The organism is Citrobacter amalonaticus, from assembly GCF_018323885.1.
Taxonomy (GTDB): domain Bacteria; phylum Pseudomonadota; class Gammaproteobacteria; order Enterobacterales; family Enterobacteriaceae; genus Citrobacter_A; species Citrobacter_A amalonaticus.
This window is the reverse complement of sequence record NZ_AP024585.1, coordinates 3093963-3112105: the sequence shown is the minus strand read 5'-3', so window position 1 is coordinate 3112105 and position 18143 is coordinate 3093963. Positions and strand designations below refer to the sequence as shown.

Here is an 18143-nt window from a genome sequence, read left to right as displayed (position 1 = left end):
CTACCTTGCTACAGCAAGCTCTTGACGTAGGTGTCAATGTCGCTGATGTATTTTTCTATTCCTGGAGCATCTTTCTCACGAATCAGATGTTCCAGCGTTTCACATAACTGCTTGCCGGGTACCAGATTTAGCATGGCAAACACGCCTTTCAGGCGGTGAGCCGTTTGGGCTAGCGCAGCAAAATCGCTGATTGCAGCCTCAGTATACAACCTCTTAACATCATCCGGTACTGTGTCTACAAATAGTGCGTAATAACCGCTGGCATGAAGTTCGGCGTTTTCATCACCTCCCAGAGGGGATTCCGGGATCGCTTCTTGTGCCAGTTGCTCTTCAATTAGTTGTAGTACAGCTTCCTGCATAGCGTTGCTCATATTAAAGTTGACGCGAAGCTGGCCTGGGCCAATTTTCCGCACGCCTGACTCATCATCGCTTAAAAGCAAGCCGGAGGCAGTAAGATTAGACGGATTATCAGTTAAAAAGAGATCATATTCTTGACTTATGAGTCTCTCATCCGGGGTGATGCAGGTCGCTCCCCAGTTTTCCAACTGGCGAAGCACGATATTGCGCACCTCGTTAGAGGTCACGTCGATCATCACGCTGACATCATCCAGCAGACGCTCTTCGTCTTCTTTATGCTGGTCGAGCGGCGTCATTTTAACATGGACTGTATAGCGTGTACCCAGCGCATCTCGCGCTTTTATGCTCAAATGTCCGCCAAGTTTACGCGCCAGCTGATCGCATAACCAAAAGGCCAGCGGATTGGCTTTACCGTAACGGTCTTTCTGCGTCTCACTGATGAACGGGAAATGCAGGTTGTCAATTTCGCTTAACGTCACGCCTTCGCCGGTATCCAGAATGCGGAACGTCAGGCGCTCGGCCACCGATTCGTCCTGATCAACCTCGAGCGTGATTTTGCCAATCTGGGTAGTTGTTACCGCGTACTGCATCAACAGCAGTAAGATCCGTCGCAGTGCATCGCGATCGCCATGTCGTTCGTCGTTTGCCTTCAGATGGTTGTTGATGAGCAGTTGCAGGCCTTTACGCTTCATCGCGGGCAGCACTTGCGGGACGACTTCGTCAATTAACGCCTGAACCGAGAAGAGGGTAGGCTCACTCTTCCAGGCGTCGTTTTCCAGCATGTTCGCCAGTTGAATTTCATCGATCATGCGGACCAGTACATCGGCATGATTCGCCAGTTGCTGTGCATCAGACGTTTGCAATTGAGCAACTTCCGCTGCCAGCGTTTTGACCGGCTCTTTCAACGTCTCGCTGATGTTTTGCATAAAGGCGACGCGGCCCTGCTGATTTTTTTCATATAACCGCTGAGCCTGTTTGAGCTTTTTGTTCACCAGCACTTCACGATCCTGGTCGCGGATAATAAAGATCTGGGTGCGTGGAGCGACCTGGCTGCGGAACAGGCGTATCTCATACAGCTCGTTATTGACGGTCGCCTGGATCACGCCCTGATGCTGTTCCGCCATGCTGGTGATGTTTTGCAGATTCAGATGCGGCAACAGATGGTCGGCAATTTTGTTACTCATCACTGTGCGGTTCGCTTCTTGATCATGCACCAGCAGACCCAGCGGCAGTAGGGAGACAATCTCTTCGTTAATCGCGCGCAGAATCCGTAGCTCATTATTAGCTGCGGTATTCGGCGCGACTTCCGTTGTGCGTCCCGGCTGGTTGCGGAAGGTGGTATAGCCGAACAGGGCGAGCGCCAGCAGCCCGATATTCAGCAATAGCGGTAACAGGATGTTTTGCAGCGTATCGAGCAGTAGGGTGCCAAACGGCACCTGCCAGACCAGGCGCATTCCCGTCGAGTTGAGCGCCGACGAGATTTCAATTTTCGAACTGTTAAAGCTGATGCTTACGCTGTCGGGCGATTCTTTATCTGCATTGCGTGCGCTGGCTGGAGTCGTGTCAGGCTCAAGGCGGAAGCTGTCCAGTGGCATGCCGGGAGGAATTAAGTCGTTGATGGGCAGGTCAAACGCGACAACGGTCGCCAGGTGTCCCGGCTGATTAAACGTGGTTCGCAGCGTAAAATAGTGGCCGTTTTGCCATGCCAGCCGACGCAGCGATGAGAAACTTTCCCGTTCGTCAAGCGCATTGGCCTGCTGGAGCATTTCTGCCCGACGGGAATCGACAATGCTGCCGATGGTCGACTCTTTAAATCCCGAAGAGAGATCTTTTAACGGCAGCGTCGAGATGAGCGTCAGGCTGTTATCCTGCCCGTTGAGATAATACATGGACCACGGCACCGTCTCAGCGCCCCACAGAGTGTCGAGGTAGGACGAGATGCGCTGCGTCATTTCCAGCGTTGAGCTGTCATGCGAGCCAAAGATCAGCGCTTCGGTTTTTCGCCGTGGTTTTTCAAGATAGTAAACGTCCTGTTTCAGGCGCGTTTCCTGCAATCCTTCGCTGCTCGACGGATTCGTCGTCGCGGCGATGTTGTCATAGATTTGCCAGGTCGCGTAACGCCAGGTATCGATACGCTTATGAATTGCATGGGTGACATCGACGATTTGATAGCTTTTATCTTTCAACCAGGCGTTAACCGCGCTTTGCACCATCACGCCCATCGTCACCAGCAACACAATGATCAGCAATAAAAAGAAACGGGTAATGCTTCCCGGCAGGAGGGAAAATCGGGACGTAGCCGTTGTATCAGACTGACTCATTCGTGGTTATGACCTGTAAAACAACGCAGAAGGTGAAAGGGCAGTATAAAGGGTACGGTGTGAATTTCCACACTCTCTACTCATTGATGTTCTGCATTTTTTGCCAAAAAGAATTCATCAGTTAAATGGCGTAAAAGTGTACAGGCCCACCAGAGGCGTACACATATTCCCCGTCAAGTGTGAAGAAATAGCACGAAATAACAAGAAATCGGTTTCTGATATCAGTCAGTGACTGAATGAAGGTAAATAGTTAATAGTTGTTATTATTTTTATGCGGTAGCACATAAAGAGAAAATAAGTGTAAAGAAGGGTAAAAAAAACCGGACGCATCGCATCCGGTTGAAATAGGGGTAAACAGACATTCAGAAATGAATGACGGTAATAAATAAAGTTAATGATGATAGCGAGAGATATTTTAGAGATGCATGACGATTTTGTTTTGTCATTCAGTGCTATCAAACTTATTTGTGTAATTAATTGTTTTATATGTATTTTATATATTTCTTGAGTGATTGTGCTTATTTTTTGTCTTTTTGAAGCAAAAAAAAAGTTCCTTGGAATTTACATTTTGAAACATCTATGTGGATAAATGAAACATCTTAAAAGTTTTAGTATCATATTCGTGTTGGATTATTCTGCAATTTTGAGGAGAATGATCTTGCCGACTGGTTAATGAGGGTTAATCAGTATGCAGTGGCATAAAAAAGCAAATAAAGGCATATAACAGAGGGTTAATAACATGAAAGTTAAAGTACTGTCCCTCCTGGTACCAGCACTGCTGGTAGCAGGCGCAGCAAATGCGGCTGAAATTTACAACAAAGACGGCAACAAATTAGACCTGTTCGGTAAAGTCGACGGTCTGCATTATTTCTCCGATGATAAAAACGCTGATGGCGATCAGACCTACATGCGTATTGGCTTCAAAGGCGAAACCCAGGTTAACGATCAGATCACCGGTTACGGCCAGTGGGAGTATCAGATCCAGGGTAACGCGCCTGAATCCGAAAACAACTCCTGGACTCGTGTTGCCTTCGCCGGTCTGAAATTCGGCGATGCGGGTTCTTTCGACTACGGTCGTAACTACGGCGTTGTGTATGACGTCACGTCCTGGACCGACGTCCTGCCAGAATTCGGTGGGGATACCTACGGTTCTGATAACTTCATGCAGCAGCGTGGTAACGGCTTCGCGACTTACCGTAACGCTGATTTCTTCGGTCTGGTTGATGGCCTGAACTTTGCCCTGCAGTATCAGGGTAAAAACGGTAGCCCATCTGGTGAAGGTGCTGATGGCATCGCTTACACCGGCGTGACTAACAACGGTCGTGAAGCGCTGCGTCAGAACGGTGACGGCGTTGGCGGTTCTGTAACCTATGACATCGGCGAAGGCTTCGGTCTGGGTGCGGCAGTGAGCAGCTCCAAACGTACTGATGAGCAGAACAGAGCGATCTACCTGGGTAACGGCGATCGCGCTGAAACCTACACCGGTGGCCTGAAATACGACGCTAACAACCTGTACCTGGCGGCGCAGTACACTCAGACCTATAACGCAACGCGTGTAGGCGGCGAAGGTTGGGCAAACAAAGCGCAGAACTTCGAAGTGGTTGCTCAGTACCAGTTCGACTTCGGTCTGCGTCCGTCCGTTGCTTACCTGCAGTCCAAAGGTAAAAACCTGGGGACTCTCAACGGTCGTAACTACGACGATGAAGATCTGCTGAAATATGTTGATGTGGGCGCAACCTACTACTTCAACAAAAACATGTCCACCTACGTTGATTACAAAATCAACCTGCTGGATGACAACAACTTCACTCGTGATGCCGGTATCAGCACCGACGACGTTGTTGCACTGGGCCTGGTTTACCAGTTCTAAGTTTGCTTAATGTCGATAAAAGGCCCTGCGGGGCCTTTTTTTGTGCGGTTTTTCGGCGTACAACCGCCGGTTTTTGGTGTACTCTTGCGCCTCTTTTGCAGGAGGACAATCACGTATGGAAATGAACGTTGCTCGTGCGGCCTTACTGGCTGTGACTCTCTTTTTTACCGGGTGCGATAACGCACCGGACGCGGCGCAAACGCCTGCCGCGGCTCCGGTCGTGCTGGAAGGGAAAACAATGGGCACCTTCTGGCGCGTGAGCGTGGTCGGAGTCGATGCCAAATCAGCAGCGGCGCTACAAACGAAAATTCAGACGCAACTGGATGCCGACGACCAACTGCTCTCCACTTATAAAAATGATTCGGCGCTAATGCGCTTCAACCAGTCGAAAAGTCTTTCTCCCTGGCCCGTCAACGAGGCAATGGCGGACATTGTTACCTCAGCGCTGCGTATTGGGCATAAAACCCAGGGGGCGATGGACATCACCGTTGGGCCGTTGGTGAACTTGTGGGGGTTTGGTCCCGACAAGCAACCGGTCCAGATCCCGACGCAGGCGCAAATTGATGCGGCAAAAGCCAACAGCGGGTTGCAGCACCTGTCGGTGATCAACCAGGCGAAACAGCAGTACCTGCAAAAAGATCTGCCAGATTTGTTTGTCGATCTCTCCACTGTCGGTGAAGGCTATGCCGCCGATCACCTGGCACAGTTGATGGAGCGCGAAGGTATCGCACGCTATCTGGTCTCTGTCGGGGGGGCGCTGAACAGTCGCGGGATGAACGCTGAAGGGCATCCGTGGCGGGTGGCGATCCAGAAGCCTACCGACCGTGAAAACGCGGTTCAGGCGGTGGTGGATATTAACGGGCACGGTATTAGTACCTCCGGCAGCTATCGCAACTATTATGAGCTGAACGGAAAACGCCTCACTCATGTTATCGATCCGCAGACGGGACGCCCCATTGAGCATAATCTGGTGTCAGTGACGGTGATAGCGCCAACGGCGCTGGAAGCGGATGGCTGGGATACCGGACTGATGGTGCTCGGCACGGAGAAAGCCAAAGAGGTCGTACGCCGGGAAGGGCTGGCGGTGTACATGATTATCAAAGAGGGGGAGGGATTCAAAACCTGGATGTCTCCGCAGTTTGAAAGTTTTCTCATTCGTGAACAAAATTAAAAAGCAAGATTGCGGGTTTTCGTGTGATGGGTTTCGGACACACTGCCGCTAAGCAGGCACTATGCTTAACGAAGGAGTCCAGTATGAAAAATTCTCTACGCGTAAATGACGACCAGCGCTGGCAATCGGTGCTGGAACGTGATTCTGAGGCTGACGGACAGTTTGTCTTTGCGGTGCAGACGACCGGCATCTTTTGCCGACCTTCCTGCACGGCAAAACATGCGCTGCGTAAAAATGTCCGCTTCTTTCCTGACGCGCAGGCCGCGTTGCTGGCCGGGTTTCGCCCGTGTAAACGCTGTCAGCCGGATAAAGCCAACGCCCGGCAGCATCGACTGGATAAAATTACGCTTGCCTGTCAGCTTCTGGAGCAGGAGAGCCCCATCACGCTCGATGCGCTGGCTGAACAGGTGGCGATGAGTCCGTACCATCTGCATCGCGTGTTCAAAGCCACGACCGGGATGACGCCAAAAGCGTGGCAGCAGGCGTATCGCGCCCGCCGACTGCGCGATGCCCTGAGCCACGGCGAAAGCGTGACGCAGGCGATTCTGAATGCCGGATTCCCGGACAGCAGCAGCTACTATCGTAATGCTGATGCAACGCTTGGGATGACGGCGAAGCAGTTCCGTCGCGGCGGTGACAAGCTGGCGGTGCGCTATGCGCTGGCGGATTGCTCACTCGGACGCTGTCTGGTGGCGGAAAGCGAGCGGGGGATTTGCGCCATTTTGTTAGGAGATGACGATGCGGCGCTGATGGCTGAACTGCGGACATTGTTCCCGGCCGCTCAGGCTCAACCCGCCGATCCCGCTTTCCAGCAGCGTATTCACCGCGTTATCGCCAGTATTGACGGGCGTGATGCCGCGCTGTCGTTGCCGCTGGATATTCAGGGTACCGCGTTTCAACAACAGGTCTGGCAGGCGCTGCGGGCGATCCCTTACGGTGAGACCGTCAGCTACCAGCAACTGGCAAAAGCCATCGGTAAGCCGAACGCGGTTCGTGCCGTCGCCAGCGCCTGTGGCGCGAATAAACTGGCGATCGTGATCCCCTGTCATCGCGTTGTGCGAGGAGACGGATCGCTTTCCGGCTATCGCTGGGGCGTGTCGCGTAAGGCACAAATCCTGCGACGTGAGTCTCCTGATGAGGGGGCATAATGCTTGATTTGTTTGCCGATTCGCAGCCCTGGCAGGAACCGCTGGCACCTGGTGCCGTCATTTTGCGCCGCTTTGCCTTCAACACAGCGTTGCAACTGGTGCAGGAGATTGAGGCGGTCGCCCGTCGGTCGCCGTTTCGCCAGATGATCACCCCCGGCGGTTACACCATGTCGGTGGCGATGACTAACTGTGGACGGCTGGGCTGGACGACCGACCGTCACGGCTACCTCTATTCGCCAATCGATCCGCTGACGGGGCACGCCTGGCCGGATTTTCCGCCGTCCTTCCTGCGGTTGTGTCAGCAGGCGGCAACGGCGGCAGGCTATACGGATTATCAGCCGGACGCCTGCCTGATCAACCGCTATGCGCCTGGCGCAAAGCTTTCGCTGCACCAGGATAAAGACGAGCCGGATCTGCGGGCGCCTATTGTTTCTGTCTCGCTGGGATTACCGGCTGTCTTTCAGTTTGGCGGCCTGAAACGTAGCGATCCGCTGACGCGCGTTCTACTGGAACATGGCGATGTAGTGGTCTGGGGCGGCGAATCGCGCTTGTTTTACCACGGAATTCAGCCGCTGAAGGCTGGGTTCCATCCGGCGACCGCCGACTGTCGTTACAATCTGACTTTTCGCCAGGCGGGTAAAAAAGAATAAAAATAAGAATTATTATTGCTGAACGCGTTGAGATGTTTAAACTGCGGGCTGTTATTCCTTGTCCGGGTTGTATGAATGGAACTACTTCTTCTTGTCTGGCGGCAGTATCGCTGGCCATTTATTTGCGTGATGGCGCTCAGCCTCGTCAGCGCGGCGCTGGGGATTGGCCTTATCGCTTTTATCAATCAGCGTCTTATTGAGACTGCGGATCCCTCTCTGCTGGTTTTACCGGAATTTCTCGGACTACTGTTACTGCTGATGGCGGTGACGCTGGGTTCACAACTGGCGCTCACCACGCTGGGACACCACTTTGTCTTCCGTCTGCGCAGTGAATTCATCAAGCGTATTCTCGATACGCACGTGGAACGTATTGAACAACTGGGCAGTGCCTCTCTGCTGGCCGGGTTGACCAGCGACGTGCGCAATATCACCATCGCTTTTGTTCGTCTGCCTGAACTGGTGCAGGGGATTATTCTGACCGTCGGTTCGGCGGCGTATCTGGCGATGCTGTCGACCAAAATGCTGTTGGTGACCGCTATCTGGATGGTCATAACCATCTGGGGTGGGTTTATGCTGGTGTCGCGGGTTTACCGGCACATGGCGACGCTGCGCGAAACCGAAGATAAGCTGTATAACGATTATCAGACGGTGCTGGAAGGACGCAAAGAGCTGACGCTCAACCGCGAGCGGGCGGAACATATCTTCAACAACCTCTATATTCCGGATGCCAAAGCGTATCGCCACCACATTATTCGCGCCGATACCTTCCACCTCAGCGCCGTGAACTGGTCGAACATTATGATGCTCGGCGCGATTGGCCTGGTGTTCTGGATGGCAAACAGTCTCGGCTGGGCGGATACCAACGTTGCGGCGACCTACTCATTGACGCTTTTATTCCTGCGCACGCCGCTGCTGTCGGCGGTGGGAGCACTCCCTACGCTGCTTACGGCGCAGGTTGCTTTCAACAAGCTGAACACATTCGCGCTGGCACCGTTTAAAGCAGAATTTCCGCGCCCGCAGGCGTTCCCGGGATGGAAAACCCTCGAACTGCGTAACGTCATGTTCCACTATCAGGACAATGCGTTCTCCGTGGGGCCGGTGAATCTGACGATCAATCGCGGTGAGTTGCTGTTCTTAATCGGCGGTAACGGCAGCGGCAAATCGACGCTGGCGATGCTGCTGACGGGGCTGTACCAGCCGCAATCAGGGGAGATCCTGCTGGACGGTAAGCCTGTCAGCGCCGAAAAGCCGGAAGATTATCGCAAGCTCTTTTCCGCGGTGTTTACCGACGTCTGGCTGTTTGACCAGCTACTGGGACCAGAAGGCAAACCGGCCGATCCTGCTCTGGTTGAGAAGTGGCTGGGGCACCTGAAAATGGCGCACAAACTGGAGCTGAGCGATGGCCGGATACTGAATCTGAAACTGTCGAAGGGGCAGAAAAAGCGCGTGGCGCTGCTGCTGGCGCTGGCGGAAGATCGCGACATTATCCTGCTCGATGAGTGGGCGGCCGATCAGGATCCGCACTTCCGCCGCGAGTTTTACCAGGTGTTGTTGCCGCTGATGCAGGAGATGGGGAAAACCATTTTTGCCATTAGTCACGACGATCACTATTTTATTCACGCCGATCGTTTGCTGGAAATGCGTAACGGACAACTGATTGAGCTGGTGGGCGATGAGCGTGATGCTGCGTCACGCGATGCCGTCGCGCGCACGGCCTGATTCATCTGACCGTGGTCCCGATGGCGCAAGGCGTTTCGGGACAACGGTTGTTTTTTTATTCATCTGACGCCCCCGTTTATTGTTATTTACATAACCTCGCGCCATGCTTAATGGCATCTCGTATCATGGATTTATGATTAATGTTCGCAAAACACCAAAACAGCGCAAGGCTGCGCGATGAAGAGCGTGCGCGGCTGATCTGGCTGCTTACCACCGATAAAGCCATTGTTTCCACCCTGTTAGGCAAGCTCACCCTGGCTGAGCAATATGATGTCGGAACGTTAGCCGACGATATTGCTGAGGTAGGCGCGCTGGTCGACCATCTTCCACCACCTGACCTGGCGGATACCCTTGAAGCGCTCCCGTCGGAAGAACGTCACGCCCTTTGGCGGCTGATTCAGAGTGATAAGCGTGGATACGTCCTGCTTGAGGCGTCCGAAAACGTCTGGGATGACCTGATCGATGAAATGACCGACCGGGAACTGCTTGAGGCGCTGCAATATCTCGACATCGACGAACAGATTTACCTGGTTCAGCACCTGCCGCGTAACCTCACAGGCCGGTTGCTGGCGACGCTGCCGCCCGAAGAGCGGGCCCGCGTGCGCCAGGTCATGCATTACGAAAAGAATCGCGTCGGCGCGATCATGGAATTCGAGGTCATCACCGTGCGCCCGGATGTGACGCTGCAAGTAGTGCAGCGTTATCTGCGTCGTCTGGGCAAGATGCCGGAAAACACTGACAAACTGTTTGTCACCCGTCGCGACAAAACGCTGGTTGGTGAGCTAACCCTGACCTGTATTTTGCTCAATGACGTGCAGTGTAAAGTCAGCGAGGTGATGGATGACGATCCGCTGACCTTCGCCCCGGAAGATAAAACGGAAAATGCGGCGCGTACCTTCGAGCGTGACAACCTGGTCAGTGCGGCGGTAGTCGATTCTGCCGGTAAACTGATGGGACGTTTGACGATCGACGAGATCGTCGACGTGGTCTACGAAGAGACGGACACCGATCTGCGTCGAATGGGCGGATTGAGCGCCGAAGAGGATGTTTTTGCGCCCGTTCCCAAAGCGGTGAAAACGCGCTGGGCGTGGCTGGCTATCAACCTGTGTACTGCGTTCATTGCCTCGCGCGTGATTGATGGCTTTGAACACACCATTTCACAACTGGTGGCATTAGCGTCGCTGATGCCCATTGTCGCCGGGATCGGCGGGAATACCGGTAATCAGACCATCACCATGATTGTTCGGGCGCTGGCGTTACAAAACATCCAGCCGGGCAACCTGACGTTTCTTATTCTGCGCGAGATGGGGGTGGCACTGGTCAATGGCCTCGTCTGGGGGGGGATTATGGGCGGGATCACCTGGTGGCTGTACGACGACATGGCGCTCGGCGGGGTGATGACCCTGGCAATGATGCTGAACCTGTTAATGGCGGCGCTGATGGGGGTGATTATCCCGATGACGATGGTGAAGCTCGGGCGCGACCCGGCGGTCGGCTCGAGCGTGATGATCACCGCGATTACCGATACCGGCGGATTCTTTATTTTTCTTGGGCTGGCGACGCTGTTTCTGATGTAGTGCGTCGTTTACGTTTCACGACGCGAGGTAGTAATCCCATCGCCACCACGCCGGCAACCACGCCAATCGCCAGGTTGCCGGTGGAGACCGTTGCGCCAACGGTAATGACCATTACCAGCGTTTCCACCACGGGCAGTGTCGTCAGGGTGGCGGGCTGGATACTGTGCCAACTGAACGTTTTCACCGCCACAATCACCATGATCCCGGCCAGAACCGACATCGGGATTTTCGCCATCACGTCGCTCAGCGCAGTGACCAGCAGCAGTAAAACCAACCCGGCGGCGATCGTCGACACGCGGCTACGGCCTTTCCCCATCTCCACATTCACGATGGTCTGTCCGATCATCGCGCAGCCAGCAATGCCGCCGTAAAAGCCCGCCAGAATGTTGGCGAACCCCAGACCCACGCTTTCACGATTTTTGTTCGACGGCGTGACCGTCAGGTCATCAACCAGTTTCGCCGTCAGTAGCGACTCCATCAGGCCCACAAAGGCGATACTCAGCGCGCAGGGCCAGATAATTGTCAGCGTTTGCAGATTCAGCGGCACTAACAGCTGCGTCAGTCCCGGTAGCCCGCCGCTCATTGCGCCTTCATCACCGACGGTCGGCAGCAATTGACCGGTGGTTGCGGTAAACAGCGTCAATAAAACAATGGCAATCAGCGGCGCAGGAATGCTTTTAATAACGCGCGGCACCCACAACACAATGAGTAGCGTTAAGGCAAACAGCCCCCAGATGAGCGGGCTTTTGCTCCAGAAATGGGGGACCTGGGCGAAAAAAATCAGAATACCGAGGGCGTTCACAAACCCGGTCATGACGGCGGCGGGAATAAAACGCATCAGGCGCGCCATCCCGGTAACGCCAAACAGAATCTGGATAAACCCGGCTAATACGACCGCTGGCAGAATGTACTGTACGCCATGCTGGTGCACCATCGGGCCTATCACCAGCGCAACGGAACCGGCTGCTGCCGTGACCATCGCCGGGCGACCGCCCATGAAAGACATTGCCAGACAAAGCACCACTGAGGCAATCAGGCTGACTTTCGGGTCAACGCCGGCAATCACCGAAAAGGAGATCACTTCCGGGATCAGCGCCAGCGCGGTGATCACCCCAGCCAGCGTTTCGCGTACCAGCAGACGTGGGGCGCGAAGAACGCCACTGACCGTGTGTTCCGCTGCCAGAGCAGGAGACGAAGGGGTTACAGACATATTTACTCTCAGGTCGGAAAGGGCCTGATAACAGCAGACCGACAGGCGTCCGTGCGGTGAATAACAACGCGCCGCATAGTACCTTTCTGGAGCGTCTGTTTCCAGAAAATATTGTGAATAACCCTATAAAGACTCAACGTATTTTTAACGTTTTTAAAATCTTAATATAATTTATAAACAATATTTAAATATTATTACTGAAGTGTTAACGTTGGTGCCGCTCGATTTTCACCTGCAAAAAGCAAAAAAACGATACTAAAAGTAAGGCATTAACCATATGAAAAAAGTGACTGCCATGCTCTTCTCGATGGCCGTAGGGCTGAATGCTGTCTCGATGGCGGCAAAAGCGAAAGCGGCGGAAGAGCAGGAGACGGACGTACTGTTGATCGGCGGCGGCATCATGAGCGCCACACTGGGAACTTATCTACAGGAACTGGAACCCGACTGGTCGATGACCATGGTGGAGCGCCTGGACGGTGTCGCGCAAGAGAGTTCAAACGGCTGGAACAATGCCGGAACCGGGCACTCTGCGCTGATGGAGTTGAACTACACACCAAAGAAAGCCGACGGGAGTATCAGTACCGAAAAGGCAGTCGAAATTAACGAAGCTTTCCAGATTTCCCGCCAGTTCTGGGCGCATCAGGTCAAGAGTGGCGTGATGCACGACCCGCGCACCTTCATCACCACCGTTCCGCACATGAGCTTCGTCTGGGGTGAAGAGAACGTCAACTTCCTGCGCGCCCGCTATGCGGCCCTGCAACAAAGCACGCTGTTCCGTGGTATGCGCTACTCCGAAGACCACGCGCAAATCAAAGAGTGGGCACCGCTGGTGATGGAAGGGCGCGATCCGAAACAGAAAGTCGCCGCTACGCGTACCGAAATGGGAACGGACGTGAACTACGGCGAAATTACGCGCCAATTGATTGCTTCGTTGCAGAAAAAGCCTAACTTTGCACTGGAGTTGAGCACCGAAGTCCGTGGATTTAAACGTAACGACGATAATACCTGGACGGTGACCGTCGCCGATCTGAAAAACGGCGAAGCGGAACATAACATCAAAGCCAAATTCGTCTTTATCGGTGCGGGCGGCGCAGCGCTGAAACTGTTGCAGGAAACCGGTATTCCGGAAGCCAAAGAGTACGCAGGCTTCCCGGTTGGCGGGCAATTCCTGGTCGCAGAAAACCCGGACGTGGTGAACCGGCATCTGGCGAAAGTGTACGGTCAGGCTTCCGTCGGCGCGCCGCCGATGTCGGTCCCGCATATCGATACCCGTATTCTGGATGGTAAACGTGTCGTGCTGTTCGGGCCGTTCGCCACCTTCTCCACTAAATTCCTGAAAAACGGTTCGCTGTGGGATCTGCTGAGTTCAACCACGCCTTCCAACTTCATGCCGATGGTCAACGTCGGGATGGATAACTTCGATCTGGTGAAATACCTGATTAGTCAGGTGATGCTGAGCGATGATGACCGCTTCGACGCGCTGAAAGAGTACTATCCGCAGGCGAAGAAAGCGGACTGGCGTTTGTGGCAGGCGGGTCAGCGTGTCCAGATCATCAAACGTGATGAAGACAAAGGGGGCGTGCTGCGTCTGGGGACGGAAGTGGTGAGCGACAAAGAGGGGACCGTTGCCGCACTGCTGGGCGCGTCACCGGGCGCATCCACTGCGGCACCGATCATGCTCCATCTGATGGAAACCGTCTTTAAAGAGAAGGTGAGTACGCCGCAATGGCAGGCGAAGCTGAAAACGATTATTCCGTCTTACGGTACAAAACTGAACGGCAACGTTGAGGCGACGCAGCAGGAACTGCAATACACCAGTGAAGTGCTGGGGCTGCAATATGTCCAGCCGCAGACGACGGACGCGGCACCAAAAGCGCAGCTTAAACCACAGGCTCAGCCTGCGCGTAAAGAAGTGGCAGATATCGCACTGTAACGGTATTGCCGGATGGCGCTGTGCCGCCATCCGGCATCATCAGAGACTTAACGCGTTACCGCGTTCTGCACATTATCTTCCGCTTTCCAGATGCGGAATTTCACATCAACATTTGCCGGGGTATACACCACGATCGGCAACTTGCTGTTGTAACGCAGCATACCGTCATTACCCAAATATGCAGTCACAAATTTCTGCTCTTTTTTGCCATCCGGACAGGCCATCATGGTCGATACCGGGGAGGTGACTTTATTAAAGACGTAGTAGTCATAACCCCAACCTTCCAGCGTTTTGCTTTCCAGCTCGCCGCCCAGGCGATGCTGATTGCAGTCGACTTCCAGCGTCTGTCCGATCATCAGTTCCACTTTAAGAGTAGATTCATCTTCCTGATGGGGTAGCTGAATAACCTGGCGCTTCATGCCTTTTTCCGCCTGCGGCCAGGGGGCGATTTTTTCCAGCGGTTGCGGATTAGCTTCCGTGGAGGCCGCCCACACAGAGGTGCTGGCGAAAGCAGCGAACAAAACGGCAGGAACCATTGTCTTTATTTTTGAGTTCACAGGTTTTCCTTTTTTATCTTATGAACGATTTCACGGCAGATTAACATATAGACCAGAATCATTGATCTGTCTTTACGTATTTTTAAAGTCTATTTACTGTGGTTATGTAAATTGGTTGGTTATTTATTCTTGTTTTTGCCGTTTGTTTTGGTTAATTATCCCGACAATCATTGCGATATATAAAATATTACATAACCATTTGATCTGTGCGGAGAAGCACATTCTGACAAGCTTCATTAACACTCTTTTGATCCAACCACTGGTTTTACCCCGATTGGGGTATGCACCTGGAACACATCCTTTACTATCTTACCGATCATAATAATGACTTAGTAGTAACGCGGTTTTTATTGTCGTTCACCCAGCCGGGGGAGCGTCGTTTATGGAAGGGCGATGCCATGGTTGATCTATCCCGTCGAGGCATACTGACTGGCAGTTGGCGTAGTGCCAATCGTGGGATTCGTCCGCCGTGGATCATGGAAGCATCTCAGTTTCTGTCCCAGTGCACCCGTTGCGACGCCTGTATTCAGGCTTGTGAACACGATGTTTTGCAGCGTGGCCCGGGTGGCTATCCGAGCGTTAATTTCCAACAAAGCGAATGCACCTTCTGCTACGCCTGTGCGCAGGCTTGCCCTGAATCTCTCTTTTCTCCGCGCCACACCAGGGCATGGGATCTGATTTTCACCATTGGGCAAGCGTGTCTGGCGTATCAGTCCGTAGAGTGCCGCCGCTGTCAGGATAGCTGTGAACCGCAGGCGATCCTGTTTCGCCCAACGTTGTCCGGCATTTATCAGCCACAACTCGATAACCAGAACTGTAACGGATGCGGCGCGTGTGTCGCCAGTTGCCCGGTGTCAGCCATTACCGCGGAGTATAACCATGCACATTAACTGGCAGGTCTGCAGCCTGATTGTTCAGGCCAAAGGCGAACAGGTACAGGATATTAGCACGCAGCTAAATGCTTTGCCGGGCTGCGAAGTGGCCGTAAGCGACGAGCAAAGCGGCCAGATGATTGCGGTGGTTGAAGCAGAACACAGCGAAACGCTGATGCAAACAATTGAGTCGGTACGCAACGTTGCGGGCGTGCTGGCGGTGTCGCTGGTTTATCACCAGCAGGAAGAACAAGGTGAGGAAACACCATGAAACTCAGTCGTCGTAGCTTTATGAAAGCTAACGCCGTTGCGGCCGCTGCGGCGGCTGCCGGGCTAAGCGTACCGGGCGTTGCCCGCGCAGTTGTCGGTCAACAGGAAGCCATTAAGTGGGATAAAGCCCCGTGCCGTTTTTGTGGTACAGGCTGTGGCGTGCTGGTCGGCACTCAGCAGGGGCGTATTGTCGCCTGTCAGGGTGATCCGGAAGCCCCGGTTAACCGTGGTCTGAACTGCATCAAGGGCTATTTCCTGCCCAAAATTATGTACGGAGAGGACCGTTTAACGCAGCCATTGCTGCGTATGAAAGACGGTAAGTACAGCAAAGACGGTGAATTTACGCCGATCAGCTGGGATCAGGCTTTCGATGTGATGGAAGAGAAGTTTAAAACCGCGCTGAAAGAGAAAGGCCCGGAGTCTGTCGGCATGTTTGGTTCCGGCCAGTGGACCATCTGGGAAGGTTACGCCGCCTCCAAACTGTTTAAAGCGGGCTTGCGCTCGAACAACCTCGATCCCAACGCGCGTCACTGCATGGCCTCAGCGGTGGTAGGTTTTATGCGTACCTTTGGCATGGACGAACCGATGGGCTGCTACGATGATATCGAGCATGCCGATGCGTTTGTCCTGTGGGGCTCGAACATGGCGGAAATGCACCCGATCCTCTGGTCGCGCATTACCAACCGTCGTCTCTCCGATCCGAATGTTAACGTCTCCGTGTTGTCCACCTTCCAGCACCGTAGCTTCGAGCTGGCGGACAACGGGATGGTGTTTACGCCACAGTCTGACCTGGTGATCCTCAACTACATCGCTAACTACATCATTCAAAACAACGCGATTAACCAGGACTTCTTCAGCAAGCACGTCAACGTCCGCAAAGGGGCAACGGATATCGGTTACGGCCTGCGTCCGACGCATCCGCTGGAAAAAGCCGCGAAAAACCCAGGCTCTGATGCTTCTGAGCCGATGAGCTTTGAAGACTACAAAGCGTTTGTGGCTGAATACACGCTGGATAAAACCGCTGAAATGACCGGCGTGCCGAAAGATCAGCTGGAGCAACTGGCGAAGCTGTATGCCGACCCGAACAAGAAAGTCATCTCTTACTGGACGATGGGCTTCAACCAGCATACGCGCGGCGTGTGGGCCAACAACCTGATCTACAACATTCACCTGCTGACTGGCAAAATCGCGCAGCCGGGCTGTGGACCGTTCTCACTGACCGGTCAGCCTTCTGCCTGTGGTACCGCGCGTGAAGTGGGAACCTTTGCCCACCGTCTGCCGGCGGACATGGTGGTCACTAACGAAAAACACCGTGAGATCTGTGAAAAGCACTGGAATATCCCGGCTGGAACCATTCCGGCGAAAATCGGTCTCCACGCAGTTGCCCAGGACCGGGCATTGAAAGACGGCAAGCTGAACGTCTACTGGACGATGTGTACCAACAATATGCAGGCCGGTCCGAACATCAACGAAGATCGTCTGCCGGGCTGGCGCGATCCACGCAACTTTATCATTGTCTCCGATCCGTACCCGACCGTCAGCGCGCTGGCCGCGGACCTGATCCTGCCAACCGCAATGTGGGTGGAGAAAGAAGGGGCTTACGGTAACGCCGAGCGTCGTACCCAGTTCTGGCGTCAACAGATTAAAGCGCCGGGCGAATCGAAATCCGATCTGTGGCAACTGGTTCAGTTCTCGCGACGTTTTAAAACGGAAGAGGTCTGGCCGGAAGAGCTGCTGGCACAGAAACCGGAACTGCGCGGCAAAACCCTGTACGACGTGCTGTTTGCCACCCCTGCGGTGAGCAAGTTCCCGTTGACGGAGTTGAAAGAGGATCAGCTTAACGACGAATCACGTGAGCTGGGCTTCTATCTGCAAAAAGGGCTGTTTGAAGAGTACGCCTGGTTTGGTCGTGGACACGGTCACGATCTCGCCCCGTTCGATGACTATCACAAGGCGCGCGGCCTTCGCTGGCCGGTGGTTGACGGGAAAGAGACGCAGTGGCGCTACAGCGAAGGCAACGATCCGTACGTCAAAGCAGGTGAAGGCTACAAGTTCTACGGTAAGCCAGACGGTAAAGCGGTGATCTTCGCGCTACCGTTTGAACCGGCCGCAGAAGCGCCGGATGCCGAGTACGACCTGTGGCTTTCCACGGGGCGTGTGCTAGAGCACTGGCATACCGGCAGTATGACGCGCCGCGTGCCGGAACTGCACCGTGCGTTCCCGGAAGGGGTTCTGTTTATCCATCCGCTGGATGCGAAAAAACGGGATATGCGCCGTGGCGACAAGGTCAAAGTGATCTCACGTCGTGGTGAGGTGATTTCCATTGTTGAAACCCGTGGACGTAACCGTCCGCCGCAGGGGCTGGTCTACATGGCGTTCTTCGACGCCGCACAGCTGGTGAATAACCTGACGCTGGATGCGACGGATCCGCTCTCTAAAGAGACGGATTTCAAGAAGTGCGCCGTGAAACTGGCGAAGGTGTAACACG

Annotated in this window: 13 protein-coding genes; 10 read left to right on the top strand and 3 right to left on the bottom strand. The window is 53.9% G+C overall.

Going from position 1 to position 18143, the window contains the following annotated elements; translation table 11 throughout:
* Nucleotides 1-8: 8 nt before the first annotated feature.
* The gene (gene rcsD, locus KI228_RS14810; protein ID WP_061069846.1) at nucleotides 9-2678 is read right to left on the bottom strand and encodes a phosphotransferase RcsD; all 2670 of its coding nucleotides are present in this window, start codon (nucleotides 2676-2678) and stop codon (nucleotides 9-11) included.
* 739 nt (nucleotides 2679-3417) lie between these two features.
* On the opposite strand from rcsD, the gene KI228_RS14805 reads away from it, so the two are divergent.
* The 6 genes from KI228_RS14805 to mgtE all read left to right on the top strand — a co-directional run bounded on the left by KI228_RS14805 (nucleotide 3418) and on the right by mgtE (nucleotide 10813).
* Nucleotides 3418-4548 (top strand): porin OmpC, encoded by a 1131-nt coding sequence (locus tag KI228_RS14805; protein ID WP_043000069.1) that lies wholly within the window; start codon nucleotides 3418-3420, stop codon nucleotides 4546-4548.
* A gap of 115 nt (nucleotides 4549-4663) precedes the next feature.
* Nucleotides 4664-5719 carry an FAD:protein FMN transferase ApbE gene (gene apbE, locus KI228_RS14800; protein ID WP_044266183.1) on the top strand — a complete coding sequence of 352 codons (1056 nt, stop codon included), beginning with the start codon at nucleotides 4664-4666 and terminating at the stop codon, nucleotides 5717-5719.
* Between the two features lie 83 nt (nucleotides 5720-5802).
* Nucleotides 5803-6867 carry a bifunctional DNA-binding transcriptional regulator/O6-methylguanine-DNA methyltransferase Ada gene (gene ada, locus KI228_RS14795; RefSeq protein WP_044328459.1) on the top strand — a complete coding sequence of 355 codons (1065 nt, stop codon included), beginning with the start codon at nucleotides 5803-5805 and terminating at the stop codon, nucleotides 6865-6867.
* Nucleotides 6867-7517 carry a DNA oxidative demethylase AlkB gene (gene alkB, locus KI228_RS14790; protein WP_058586850.1) on the top strand — a complete coding sequence of 217 codons (651 nt, stop codon included), beginning with the start codon at nucleotides 6867-6869 and terminating at the stop codon, nucleotides 7515-7517. The genes ada and alkB overlap by 1 nt, the downstream gene beginning before the upstream one ends.
* Before the next feature lie 75 nt (nucleotides 7518-7592).
* Nucleotides 7593-9236 (top strand): multidrug ABC transporter permease/ATP-binding protein, encoded by a 1644-nt coding sequence (locus KI228_RS14785; protein WP_044258587.1) that lies wholly within the window; start codon nucleotides 7593-7595, stop codon nucleotides 9234-9236.
* A gap of 140 nt (nucleotides 9237-9376) precedes the next feature.
* Complete coding sequence (gene mgtE, locus KI228_RS14780) at nucleotides 9377-10813, top strand: magnesium transporter (RefSeq protein ID WP_043000074.1); 1437 nt, start codon at nucleotides 9377-9379, stop codon at nucleotides 10811-10813.
* On the opposite strand, the gene KI228_RS14775 is transcribed toward mgtE, so the two are convergent.
* Nucleotides 10776-12023, bottom strand: a complete 1248-nt coding sequence (locus tag KI228_RS14775) for a SulP family inorganic anion transporter (protein ID WP_061069847.1) — start codon at nucleotides 12021-12023, stop codon at nucleotides 10776-10778. The two genes, mgtE and KI228_RS14775, sit on opposite strands and share 38 nt — an antisense overlap.
* Before the next feature lie 277 nt (nucleotides 12024-12300).
* Here KI228_RS14775 and mqo point away from each other — a divergent pair, with 277 nt between their 5' ends.
* A complete protein-coding gene (mqo, locus tag KI228_RS14770; RefSeq protein WP_061069848.1) occupies nucleotides 12301-13956 on the top strand; it encodes a malate dehydrogenase (quinone) in 1656 nt (551 codons plus the stop codon).
* Nucleotides 13957-14003: 47 nt separating this feature from the next.
* Here the strand turns inward: mqo and eco are convergent, their stop codons facing one another.
* The gene (gene eco / locus KI228_RS14765) at nucleotides 14004-14501 is read right to left on the bottom strand and encodes a serine protease inhibitor ecotin (protein WP_043001880.1); all 498 of its coding nucleotides are present in this window, start codon (nucleotides 14499-14501) and stop codon (nucleotides 14004-14006) included.
* A 410-nt stretch (nucleotides 14502-14911) separates the two neighbouring features.
* On the opposite strand from eco, the gene napF reads away from it, so the two are divergent.
* The 3 genes from napF to napA are packed head-to-tail and all read left to right on the top strand — an operon-like array spanning nucleotide 14912 to nucleotide 18139.
* Entirely contained in the window at nucleotides 14912-15403 is a 492-nt protein-coding gene (gene napF / locus KI228_RS14760) for a ferredoxin-type protein NapF (RefSeq protein WP_043000077.1), read from the top strand.
* Nucleotides 15393-15656 carry a chaperone NapD gene (napD, locus tag KI228_RS14755; RefSeq protein ID WP_043000078.1) on the top strand — a complete coding sequence of 88 codons (264 nt, stop codon included), beginning with the start codon at nucleotides 15393-15395 and terminating at the stop codon, nucleotides 15654-15656. Before napF ends, napD begins: the two co-directional genes overlap by 11 nt.
* Nucleotides 15653-18139 (top strand): nitrate reductase catalytic subunit NapA, encoded by a 2487-nt coding sequence (gene napA, locus KI228_RS14750; RefSeq protein WP_044258593.1) that lies wholly within the window; start codon nucleotides 15653-15655, stop codon nucleotides 18137-18139. The genes napD and napA overlap by 4 nt, the downstream gene beginning before the upstream one ends.
* The last annotated feature ends 4 nt before the right edge of the window (nucleotides 18140-18143 follow it).

What these genes read in the sequence shown, in the direction of transcription:
- KI228_RS14775 (WP_061069847.1), bottom strand. Translation starts at nt 12,023, where the DNA reads ATGTCTGTAACCCCTTCGTCTCCTGCTCTGGCAGCGGAACACACGGTC.
- ada (WP_044328459.1), top strand. Translation starts at nt 5,803, where the DNA reads ATGAAAAATTCTCTACGCGTAAATGACGACCAGCGCTGGCAATCGGTG.
- napF (WP_043000077.1), top strand. Translation starts at nt 14,912, where the DNA reads ATGGTTGATCTATCCCGTCGAGGCATACTGACTGGCAGTTGGCGTAGT.
- napD (WP_043000078.1), top strand. Translation starts at nt 15,393, where the DNA reads ATGCACATTAACTGGCAGGTCTGCAGCCTGATTGTTCAGGCCAAAGGC.
- alkB (WP_058586850.1), top strand. Translation starts at nt 6,867, where the DNA reads ATGCTTGATTTGTTTGCCGATTCGCAGCCCTGGCAGGAACCGCTGGCA.
- napA (WP_044258593.1), top strand. Translation starts at nt 15,653, where the DNA reads ATGAAACTCAGTCGTCGTAGCTTTATGAAAGCTAACGCCGTTGCGGCC.
- mgtE (WP_043000074.1), top strand. Translation starts at nt 9,377, where the DNA reads ATGTTCGCAAAACACCAAAACAGCGCAAGGCTGCGCGATGAAGAGCGT.
- apbE (WP_044266183.1), top strand. Translation starts at nt 4,664, where the DNA reads ATGGAAATGAACGTTGCTCGTGCGGCCTTACTGGCTGTGACTCTCTTT.
- rcsD (WP_061069846.1), bottom strand. Translation starts at nt 2,678, where the DNA reads ATGAGTCAGTCTGATACAACGGCTACGTCCCGATTTTCCCTCCTGCCG.
- KI228_RS14785 (WP_044258587.1), top strand. Translation starts at nt 7,593, where the DNA reads ATGGAACTACTTCTTCTTGTCTGGCGGCAGTATCGCTGGCCATTTATT.
- mqo (WP_061069848.1), top strand. Translation starts at nt 12,301, where the DNA reads ATGAAAAAAGTGACTGCCATGCTCTTCTCGATGGCCGTAGGGCTGAAT.
- KI228_RS14805 (WP_043000069.1), top strand. Translation starts at nt 3,418, where the DNA reads ATGAAAGTTAAAGTACTGTCCCTCCTGGTACCAGCACTGCTGGTAGCA.